The 3,546-nt window shown below is 74.6% G+C and carries 2 protein-coding genes and 2 pseudogenes; 3 read left to right on the top strand and 1 reads right to left on the bottom strand.

Annotated features, from left to right (window positions below; translation table 11 throughout):
- Positions 1 to 96: 96 nt before the first annotated feature.
- A pseudogene (locus JNW89_RS31250) lies at positions 97 to 192 on the bottom strand (2-phospho-L-lactate guanylyltransferase); the annotation flags it as partial.
- Between the two features lie 126 nt (positions 193 to 318).
- Here JNW89_RS31250 and JNW89_RS31245 point away from each other — a divergent pair.
- From JNW89_RS31245 to JNW89_RS31235, 3 genes and pseudogenes are all read left to right on the top strand, one after another.
- Positions 319 to 1,044, top strand: coding sequence for a 1-acyl-sn-glycerol-3-phosphate acyltransferase (locus JNW89_RS31245; protein WP_238451805.1), 726 nt, complete (start codon positions 319 to 321; stop codon positions 1,042 to 1,044).
- 64 nt (positions 1,045 to 1,108) lie between these two features.
- Positions 1,109 to 2,116: an NAD(P)H-dependent glycerol-3-phosphate dehydrogenase gene (locus tag JNW89_RS31240; RefSeq protein WP_088963545.1), complete on the top strand. Its 1,008-nt coding sequence runs from the start codon at positions 1,109 to 1,111 to the stop codon at positions 2,114 to 2,116.
- Positions 2,113 to 3,254: pseudogene (locus tag JNW89_RS31235) on the top strand (cystathionine gamma-lyase). Before JNW89_RS31240 ends, JNW89_RS31235 begins: the two are co-directional and overlap by 4 nt.
- Positions 3,255 to 3,546 lie beyond the last annotated feature (292 nt).

The raw sequence follows: 3,546 nt of genomic DNA, 5'->3' as shown, positions 1-3,546 counted from the left end.
CGCGTGGGGTTGGGGCGACGAGGAGGCAGGGTGACACGGCGCAGGCTGGGTTTCTGGCAACGTTTCGCCGTGGCGCTGGTCAAGCCCGTGATGCTGGTCGTGGGGTACGGCCGGCAGCGCGCCCCGCAGCCGGCTCTTCGCCGCGCCCAGGCGCTTCACCGGCACCACCACGGTCCACCGCCTCTGACCCACGCGACAATCCTGCCAGCGTCGACGGTGGTACCCGCACTGGCCGTACCCGGGGCGAGCAGGCATGATTTCCGCTGCGGGCCGCACCGGTGGGTGCGGCGCGTGGGGTTGGGGCGACGAGGAGGCAGGGTGACACGGCGCAGGCTGGGTTTCTGGCAACGTTTCGCCGTGGCGCTGGTCAAGCCCGTGATGCTGGTCTGGACCCGGCGCACCTGGCGCGGCGCCGCGCAGTTGCGTCGCGACGGCGGCATCATCATCGTGCCCAACCACCTCTCGCACGCCGACCCGCTGGTCTCGGCGCACTTCATCTACGAGGCCGGCCGTTGGCCGCAGTACCTCGGCAAGGCCAGCGTCTTCCGGGTGCCGATGATCGGGTGGATCCTGCACCGCTGCCGGCAGATCCCGGTGGAACGCGGCACCGCCGACGCGGTCAAGTCGCTGGACAAGCTGATCGCCGCGCTCGACGCCGACGGCGCGGTGGTGATCTACCCGGAGGGCACCATCACCCGCGAGCCGGAGCTGTGGCCGATGAAGGGCAAGACCGGGGCGGCCCGGCTGGCGCTGGCCACCGGCGCGCCGGTGATCCCGCTGGCGATGTGGGGCCCGGAGAAGCTGTTCGACCCGCGGACCACCCGCTTCGGCCTGCGGCCCCGCACCCCGGTGACCGTGGTCGCCGGCGAGCCGGTCGACCTGAGCCGGTGGGCGGGCGCCACCCCGAGCCGGGCGGTGCTGGAAGAGATGACCGACGAGATCATGTTGAGCCTGCGCGACCTGCTCGCCGACATCCGGGGTGGCACGCCGCCCCCGCTGTGGGAACGTCCCGCCCGTCCGCGTACTCCCGAGGTGACCGAATGAGCGAGCGGATCGACCAGCTCAGTGTGGTGGCGCCGCGCGCCGCCGATCGTGTGGAGGCGAGGGCATGAGCGGCCACGTGGCGGTGCTGGGGGCCGGGTCCTGGGGGACCGCCTTCGCCAAGATCCTCGCCGACGCCGGTCGGGACGTGACGATCTGGGCCCGCCGGGAGTCGGTCGCCGACGCCATCCGGGTCCACCGGCGCAACCCGGACTACCTGCCCGACCTGCGGCTGCCCGAGCGGGTCACGGCGACCGGCGAGGCGGCCAAGGCGATCTCCGGCGCCGAGCTGGTGGTGCTCTCGGTACCGTCGCAGACGCTGCGCGGCAACCTCGCCGACTGGGCCGGCCACCTCGCCCCGGACTCGACCCTGGTCTCCCTGATGAAGGGCATCGAGCTGGGCACCACCCGGCGGATGAGCGAGGTGATCGTCGAGACCGCCGGGGTCAGCCCGGACCGGGTGGTGGTGGTCTCCGGCCCCAACCTGGCCCCCGAGATCGCCGCCGAGCAGCCCGCCGCGACCGTGGTCGCCGGCACCGACGCCCGCCGCGCCGCGCTGGTGCAGTCCTCCATCCGGACCCCGTACTTCCGCCCGTACACCAACGACGACGTGATCGGCTGCGAGCTGGGCGGGGCGGTCAAGAACGTGATCGCCCTGGCGTACGGGATCGCCACCGCGATGGGCTTCGGCGACAACACCCGGGCGATGCTGATGACCCGCGGGCTCGCCGAGACCGCCCGGCTGGGCGTCGCGCTCGGCGCCGACCCGATCACCTTCGCCGGCCTCGCCGGCATGGGTGACCTGGTCGCCTCCTGCTCCTCGCCGCTGGCCCGCAACCGCACCTTCGGCGAGCACCTCGGCCGGGGGGAGACGCTGGAGCAGGCGCAGGCGGCGACCCGGCAGACCGCCGAGGGCGTGAAGAGCTGCCTGGCCATCCGGGACCTGGCCCGGGCGCACGGGGTGGAGATGCCGATCACCGAGCAGATCGAGCGGATCTGCCACGAGGGCATGGACCCCCGGCTCGCCGTGGACGCCCTGATGAGCCGCACCGCCAAGCCCGAGTCGTACGAATGAGCGCCGCCGAGCCGCAGTGGCGGGACGGCACCCGCTGCGTCCGGGCGGGCTGCCGGAGCCTGTGCCCGGCGACCCGTTCCTGCCCGGGCCGGTCTTCGCCGCGCCGTACCACCTCGACCCCTGGGCGGGGCCGGCCGCCGCGGCGAACGGCTACGGCCGGCCGGACAACCCCACCCGAAGGCTGCTGGAGTCGGCCATCGGCGAGCTGGAGGGGGGCGACTGCCGGGTCTTCGCCAGCGGTCAGGCCGCCATCACCGGGCTGCTGCTGGCCGTCCTGCGACCCGGGGACACCGTGCTCCTCCCCGCCGACGGGTACTTCCCGGTGCGCGCCTTCGCCACCGCCACACTGGAGGGGATGGGGGTACGGGTCGGATTCGTGCCGACCGTCGGGCCGTACCCGTCGTTCGAGGGCGTCCGGCTGCTGATGCTGGAGACCCCGGCGAACCCCGGCCTGGACGTGGTCGACGTGGCCGCGCTGGCGCGGGAGGCGCACGCCGCCGGCACCCTGCTGGTGGTCGACAACACCACCGCCACCCCGCTCGGGCAACGCCCGCTGGACCTCGGCGCCGACCTGGTGGTCGCCTCCGGCACGAAGGCGCTGACCGGGCACTCCGACCTGCTGCTGGGCTACGTGGCGACCCGCTCGGCGGAGCTGCTGGAGACGCTGACCGCCTGGCGCACCACCACCGGCGCGGTGCCCGGGGCCTTCGACGCCTGGCTGGCGCACCGGTCGCTGGGCACCCTCGATCTGCGACTGGCCCGGCAGTCCGCCAACGCGGCGGCGGTGGTCGAGCTGCTCGCCGGGCGCGCCGACGTGACCGGCCTGCGCTGGCCCGGGCGGCCGGAGGACCCGGCGTACCCGGTGGCCTCCGCGCAGATGCGGCGGATGCCCGGCGTGGTCTCCTTCGACCTCGGCGACGCCGACCGGGTGAGCCGGTTCGTCGAGGCCGCCCGGCTGGTCGCCGCCGCGACCTCCTTCGGTGGCCTGCACACCACCGCCGACCGGCGGGCGCAGTGGGGCGACGACACCGCGCCGGGCTTCGTCCGGCTCTCCTGCGGGGTGGAGGACACCGCCGACCTGGTCGCCGACATCGCCGCGGCGCTGGACGCCGCCGGGCCGGTCCGTCCGCTATCGTGATCCCGGCCCGTGCGGGCCCCGACCCGAGGAGGTGAGTCCGATCCGCCAGTCAGCAGGAACGGCGCTCCCCTCCGAGTCCCCGTCGCACCGCTAGGCGACGGCCGGGAGCGCCGACGAGCGTTCCCGAAAGGCATCCCATGGCACCGACCGCGTTCTTCGTCGACCGTCCCGCCCTCGTCTCGCGGCTGCGCGCCGCCGGCTGCGTCTACGCCGAGGACGAGGCGGAACTGCTCCTCGCCGCCGCCGACTCCGCCGAGACGCTGACCGCGCTCGCCGACCGCCGGGTCGCCGG

Source organism: Micromonospora sp. 4G55, assembly GCF_016803375.1.
This window is presented reverse-complemented; position numbering and strand designations above follow the sequence as displayed.

What these genes read in the sequence shown, in the direction of transcription:
- JNW89_RS31240 (WP_088963545.1), top strand. Translation starts at nt 1,109, where the DNA reads ATGAGCGGCCACGTGGCGGTGCTGGGGGCCGGGTCCTGGGGGACCGCC.